7 protein-coding genes are annotated in these 5,601 nt (G+C 64.6%); 2 read left to right on the top strand and 5 right to left on the bottom strand.

From position 1 onward, the window contains the following. Positions 1–645 (bottom strand): MMPL family transporter (locus tag VN856_RS10855; RefSeq protein WP_325688819.1); only part of this gene is annotated, 645 nt, incomplete at its 3' end. Further along, positions 642–1,199: an MmpS family transport accessory protein gene (locus VN856_RS10850; RefSeq protein ID WP_325688817.1), complete on the bottom strand. Its 558-nt coding sequence runs from the start codon at positions 1,197–1,199 to the stop codon at positions 642–644. The genes VN856_RS10855 and VN856_RS10850, both read right to left, overlap by 4 nt. Before the next feature lie 231 nt (positions 1,200–1,430). Between VN856_RS10850 and VN856_RS10845 the strand changes: the two genes are divergently transcribed. Then, positions 1,431–1,760: a DUF732 domain-containing protein gene (locus tag VN856_RS10845; RefSeq protein ID WP_325688815.1), complete on the top strand. Its 330-nt coding sequence runs from the start codon at positions 1,431–1,433 to the stop codon at positions 1,758–1,760. Here the strand turns inward: VN856_RS10845 and VN856_RS10840 are convergent. Continuing rightward, positions 1,757–2,812, bottom strand: coding sequence for a dihydrodipicolinate reductase (locus VN856_RS10840; protein WP_325688813.1), 1,056 nt, complete (start codon positions 2,810–2,812; stop codon positions 1,757–1,759). The two genes, VN856_RS10845 and VN856_RS10840, sit on opposite strands and share 4 nt — an antisense overlap. Before the next feature lie 42 nt (positions 2,813–2,854). After that, positions 2,855–3,433, bottom strand: a complete 579-nt coding sequence (locus VN856_RS10835) for a TetR/AcrR family transcriptional regulator (protein ID WP_325688811.1) — start codon at positions 3,431–3,433, stop codon at positions 2,855–2,857. 84 nt (positions 3,434–3,517) lie between these two features. Between VN856_RS10835 and VN856_RS10830 the strand changes: the two genes are divergently transcribed. Next, positions 3,518–4,729: an alpha/beta fold hydrolase gene (locus VN856_RS10830; RefSeq protein WP_325688809.1), complete on the top strand. Its 1,212-nt coding sequence runs from the start codon at positions 3,518–3,520 to the stop codon at positions 4,727–4,729. Here VN856_RS10830 and VN856_RS10825 read toward each other — a convergent pair. Further along, positions 4,682–5,479 (bottom strand): hypothetical protein, encoded by a 798-nt coding sequence (locus VN856_RS10825; RefSeq protein WP_325688807.1) that lies wholly within the window; start codon positions 5,477–5,479, stop codon positions 4,682–4,684. The genes VN856_RS10830 and VN856_RS10825 overlap by 48 nt on opposite strands. Positions 5,480–5,601 lie beyond the last annotated feature (122 nt).

The raw sequence follows: 5,601 nt of genomic DNA, 5'->3' as shown, positions 1-5,601 counted from the left end.
CAGCATCACCAGAATCACCAGGATGGTGACGAGGGTGACTTTCGCGACGCCCTTCTCGCCCGCGTGGGACTGATCGGCGATCAGCGGACCCGCCCCGGTGACGTAGGCCTTGATTCCCGGCGGCGCAGGCACCGAGTCCACGATCTTTCGCACAGCCTCGCTGGACTCGGTGGACAAACCACTGCCCATGTTGCCGGCGAGGTAGACCTGGACGTACGCGGCCTTTTGGTCGTGGCTCTGGGAGCCCGCGGCGGTCAGCGGATCACTCCAGAAATCCTGGATGTGCTGAACGTGTTTCTTGTCTCGCTCGAGTCGCCTCACGATCTCGTCGTAATAATGGTGCGCTTCCGCCCCCAGTGGCTTGTCGCCCTCCAGCAGCACCATCGCCGAGCTGTCGGAACTGAACTCGTTGAACGTTTTTCCGACGCGCATCATCGACTGGAACGACACCGCGTCTTTGGGACTCTGCGACACCGAGTGGTTTTTGGAGACGACCTCCAGCTGCGGCGCGATCGTATTCGTGACGAACACAATGCCCAGCCACACCAGGACGATCGGCAGCGCCAGCCGATGGATCCACTTCGGCAGGAATGGCGGGATCAGCGGTTGGTCGACGCGCGGCGCAGCCTCGGTGGTCTCGCTCATGCGGACTTGTCCAGGCAGTAGACGAAGGCATTGACGTCTTCGTTGGCGTCCGAGCGATTCGGAGTCTTGATGACGTCACCGCTCCCGTCGTGCTTGTTCACCACGAATTGGCAGGCAATCCAACTGCCGTCGCCTTGTGCCACCAGGTTGGCCGGGATGCCGGGTTTCGTCGAACTCAAGGTTTTGCTCCACGGCAAGGGCACGTTGAGGGCCTGCTGCGGATGGGTGTTTTCGTCGAGGTAGTTGATGGTGGCCGTGCTGCCGGGTGGGCCCCAGACCTGGAGAGTGACCGTCTTGGCGTTGAAACTGTCGAGGACCTCGCCCGACGTACCGCCACCGAACGAGCCTTTGTGAATGCCGAAGACACCGTGCAGTCGGTGGACGACGAATCCTGACAGCGCGATGACCACGGTGAGTGTGAGGACGAGCCAGTACCGCGCGAACAGACCCGACAGGCTCTTGCGTTTGGCCGGCCGGCGAGCGGCCTGCTTGCCCTCGCTGCCGGTAGAACCCTGAGTCGCCAACGGCTCTGTCCTCGGCTCGGTCGTCGTCATGGGCGCTTCTTCCAATTTCTGAACCAGGTGCGAAGGATGCTCAACTAGTTAGCCTATGTGTAACCTTAGCTACTCTAATCGGAATAGGCGACTAGAAAGAAACCGGCCACGGCGGGCGTTGAGACCGTAGCGCGAGTCCGGATCCGCGGCCCGGCCGGGCGAGGAGGATCGGTGGCGATGGGTGCCAGGACGACAGTTCGACACAGACTCAACAAAGGTACTATTCAGCCCATGAAGGTCACGGGTCTTGCGGTCGCCGCCATCGCCGCGGCAATCAGCCTGTCTGCGCCGGCATACGCCGATCCGGACACTGATTTCGACAACCAACTCGGTCGGTTCGGTATCTACGGGCCGCACGACTACAACCCGTACCTGGCCAAGATCGTCTGCCACCGGTTGGGTGTCGGCGTCGATCCCGACGCTGCGGCCTCCGCGCACTTTCTCTCCATCAACCTTCCCCGGGGCACCACCCAGGTACAGACCTACCAGTTCCTCGGTAGCGCCATCGCTCAGTACTGTCCCGACCTCCAAGGCAAGCTCCAGAACATCCCTGCGCGTTAAGTTCTGACGAACCCTCGCGGCAGCGTCAGCGGTAGATCCGCGTAGGTGGCGATACCAGGCGCCGCGGCGACGACGGCCGGGATCGCGTTGATCGCGGGCACCGCCGTCATGATGTGTCCGAGATCCATGAATTCTTCGATCGTCGTCGCCTCAAAGTACGGCGGCGGCAGGAAACCGACCTTGGTGGTCACCGTCGGCTGACCATCGACCTGGATGACCCAGCCGTCGCCGTCGATCTTCCAGTCCGGTTCCAGCGTCTGACCTTTGCGCCACCGGACATTGAGGTCGACGACGGTCTTGCCGTCGAGGATCCCCTGCCAGCTGATGTAGACACCCGCGACACATCCGGCAGGGATGGTCCACGACGCCATCTCGAGATCCGCTGTGGTCTGGGCGAATTCGGCCTCGCACCGGATGTCGTCGAGTTCGATGCCGAGAGCATCGCCCACCAGCGCGACGGCCTCGCCGAAGATCGCGGTGCCCTTGGCGGCCATTGCCTGCAGGTCCGGGTGATCGATCGGCTGGCCGAAGCCGACCGGCTTCTCGGTCTCCGGTGAGTCGTAGAACGTGGTGTCGGCGGCTTCGTTGACGGTCACCTTGTCGACCCGGTTGCACACCATCGCCGACACGATGGCCAGCAACTCGGCGAAGCCCGGGCTCACGCCTGACCCGAACATGGTGGAGCCGCCCTTCTCGCAGGCTTCGAGGATCCGGTCGCGGCCGTCGCCCAGGTTGCGCCCGGTGATGAACGACGCGGTGGTCACCACGTTGACGCCGGCCGACAAAATGCGGACCAGCTCATCGACGTTGATCCACATCGGGTTGTAGACAACGCAGTCCGGCTTCAGCGCGAGCAGGGCGTCGATGTCGTTGGTGGCGGCCACCCCCAACGGCGCGATGCCGACCAGCTCGCCAGCGTCACGGCCGGCTTTCTCCGGCGACCAGGCGAAGCACCCCACCAGTTCCAGAAGGGGATTGTCCGCGATCGATTTGAGGGAGCTCTTGCCGACGTTTCCGGTGTTCCACTGAACTACTCGATAAGTGTTTGGCACTCGCTCAGCATAGGGAAGTGCCGCCGAACCGGGAATGGCATCTCACAGTTCGCGGGACGCGGCGCCGTTGAGCGCCAGGTCGACGAGCCGCTCGGCCAACTCGTCGCCGACGGGTTCGCCGGTAAGCAGCAGCCGACCGTGAATCGGCGCGACCAACATCTCCAGCAACAGCCGGCCGTCGGTCCCGGTGCGTAATTCGCCGCGCTCGACGCCGCGTGCCACCACCGGCGTCAGTGCGTCAATTCGTTGCGCCCAAAAGCCTTTGCGCGCTTCGGTATACGTGTCGTCGACCGGTAGCATCGCCGCACGCAGGATCGCTGTGCCCGCGGGTGAGCCAACGTAGGCAAGCACTTCTCGGAGAATCGCAAGAAGGTCATCCCTGATCGAACCGGTGTCCGGGGCCGGGATGGCGTCGGCGCTGCGCTCGAGTAGGGCGGCCACGAGCAGGTTCTCCCGAGTAGTCCATCGGCGGTAGACCGTCGTCTCGTGCACACCCGAGCGCTTGGCAACTCCGGCGACGGTGGCGCCGTCGAATCCGTTGGCGACCAGCTCGTCGAACGCCGCGGCCAAGACCGTCTGGCGGACATGCTCTCCGCGGCGATGCGATGTCGGGGTGACCATGTGCGCAAGATTATCGCAAGTTTACTTGCAATACAGCATTCGCGGGTGCATGCTAATGCAAGTCAACTTGCGATAGGAGCGACCATGGACGCGTCAGCACCCCGTATCGACCTGGCAGGGAGCACCCCGCCGATCGGCTACCGCCAGTACCACCCCGACATCAGCATCAACTTCCAGTGCAACCGCTGGGTCCAGTGGATCGGCCCGTCGGCCATCGACGAGGTGAGCGAACTGGCATCACATGCCAACACCTACCCGGAATTGATTGACGCCTTCCTCGCGCTGGCCGAGCGCGCTCGTGGGGAGGGACGCGCGATCGCCGGCGCCTACTACGACCGAGCGGCCGAGTTCTTCCTGTCGCCAACCGACCCACGCCGCCCCGCTGCCCGCCAACGGTTTCTCCAGGCGATGCGCACCGCATACGGCGTGACCCCCGAACTCATCCCGTTCGGCTCCGGCTCGCTACCCGCCTACGACCTGCGACCGGACCGCCAGATCGGTCCCACCGTCGTGATGTTCGGCGGCTTCGACAGCTACGTCGAAGAGTTCCTGCCGATGATCGCCAGCATGGTCGATGCGGGTCGGCGCATCGTCGTATTCGAAGGCCCCGGTCAGGGGAGCGCGCTCGAGGACTTCGGCCTCACGATGATCCCCGAGTGGGAGCAGCCGGTGGGCGCCGTTCTCGATCACTATGGGCTCGATAACGTTGCCGCCGTTGGAATCTCGCTGGGCGGGGGTCTGGTGATCCGCGCGGCCGCCTTCGAGTCGCGGATCAGTCAGGTGGTGGCGTTCGACATCCTCGACGACTTTTTCGAGACCATCGCGCGCCAACTCGGTCGCGGCGTTCGGATTCCTTTGCGCGCCTTACTCGATGCCCGTGCTCGGCGGTTGATCAACGCCGCCGCCGACTGGGCCGTCGCCCGCAAGCCGGTGTCGGAGTGGGGGCTGCAGCAGGGCATGCACGTCACCGGCGCTGCCACGCCGTATGACTTCCTTCGCGCGACGACAGCGATGAGCACCCGAAAGATTTCGCACCGGATTCGCGGCGATGTATTACTTCTGGCAGGCGCCGACGACCACTACGTGCCGCTGCCGCAGCTGGGGCGCCAAGCCGGCACTCTGACCAACGCGCGGTCGGTGACTACGAGGGTCTTCACGGCGGCCGAACACGCGAGCAACCACTGTCAGCTCGGCAACATCGGCGCGGTCAGCCGCCTGATCGACAGCTGGCTGGATTCGACGGCCGGCTCACTCCTCGACGGCGACGCCGCGGCGCGGACGCCGACGCCGATGTGACACTTTTCCGGTCGGCCGCCGATTGCGCAGGCCACCCGCCGAATCGTCGGCAACGGTGTCGGCTGCGTCCACTGCGTCCTCGGTGGCAGGGGCCTCATCGGCCGTCGACTCGGCTTCCACCGCAGCCGCCTCGACCTCGACCTCGGGGTTTTCATCGTCTTTAGAGTCGTCGCCGTCGTCGGCGGTCGCGGCTTCGTCGTCAGCCCCTGCGGCCTTGGCGGAGTCTTCTTCGTCAGCATCCGCGCTGTCTTCGGCTTCGTCGTCCTTCTTGCCGCGGCGCCGTTGCTTCTTCTCTTTCTTGGGCTTCAGCGGTTTCGGCGGAGGCGGCGGGAGTTCGGCGACGAACGACAGGTAGAAGGCGAAAATCCCGAGCACTGCGACCGCGGCGGCGGCACCGTAAATGCCGAACAGCCACTGGCCGACGCTGTCCAGGTTCAGCCAGATTTCGCTGATCGCGGTGCCGACGATCAGCACGCCGGCTACCACGTGGGCCACCACCGACCAGGTGCGCAGCGTCAATGCGAGGGCGGGCGTGCCGAACTCCGGCTTGCGCAACTGCAGCAGTGTGAACACCACCGGCAGCGCTGCCAGCGCGATCAACACGCCGGCGACGATCCGCGCCGCCGTCCCGAGAGCGTGTGAGGTGTCGCCCATCAACTCGGGCCACCGCGGCAGGACGAAGAAGAAGTAGAGGACCCCGGCTGCGACCGAAGACGTCGCGTGCCAGAACGTGGCGGCCCTGCGTCCCATGCTCCTCCTCGAGCTGATCATCCGGAAGTGACCAGACCCTACCAATCAGGCCTGGTCACATCCCGGACTAAGTGCGGAGGATGCGGGATTTGAACCCGCGAGGGCTATTAACCCAACCCGCG

Origin of the sequence: Mycobacterium sp. (genome assembly GCF_035603715.1) — a bacterium.
GTDB lineage: Bacteria > Actinomycetota > Actinomycetes > Mycobacteriales > Mycobacteriaceae > Mycobacterium.
This window is presented reverse-complemented; position numbering and strand designations above follow the sequence as displayed.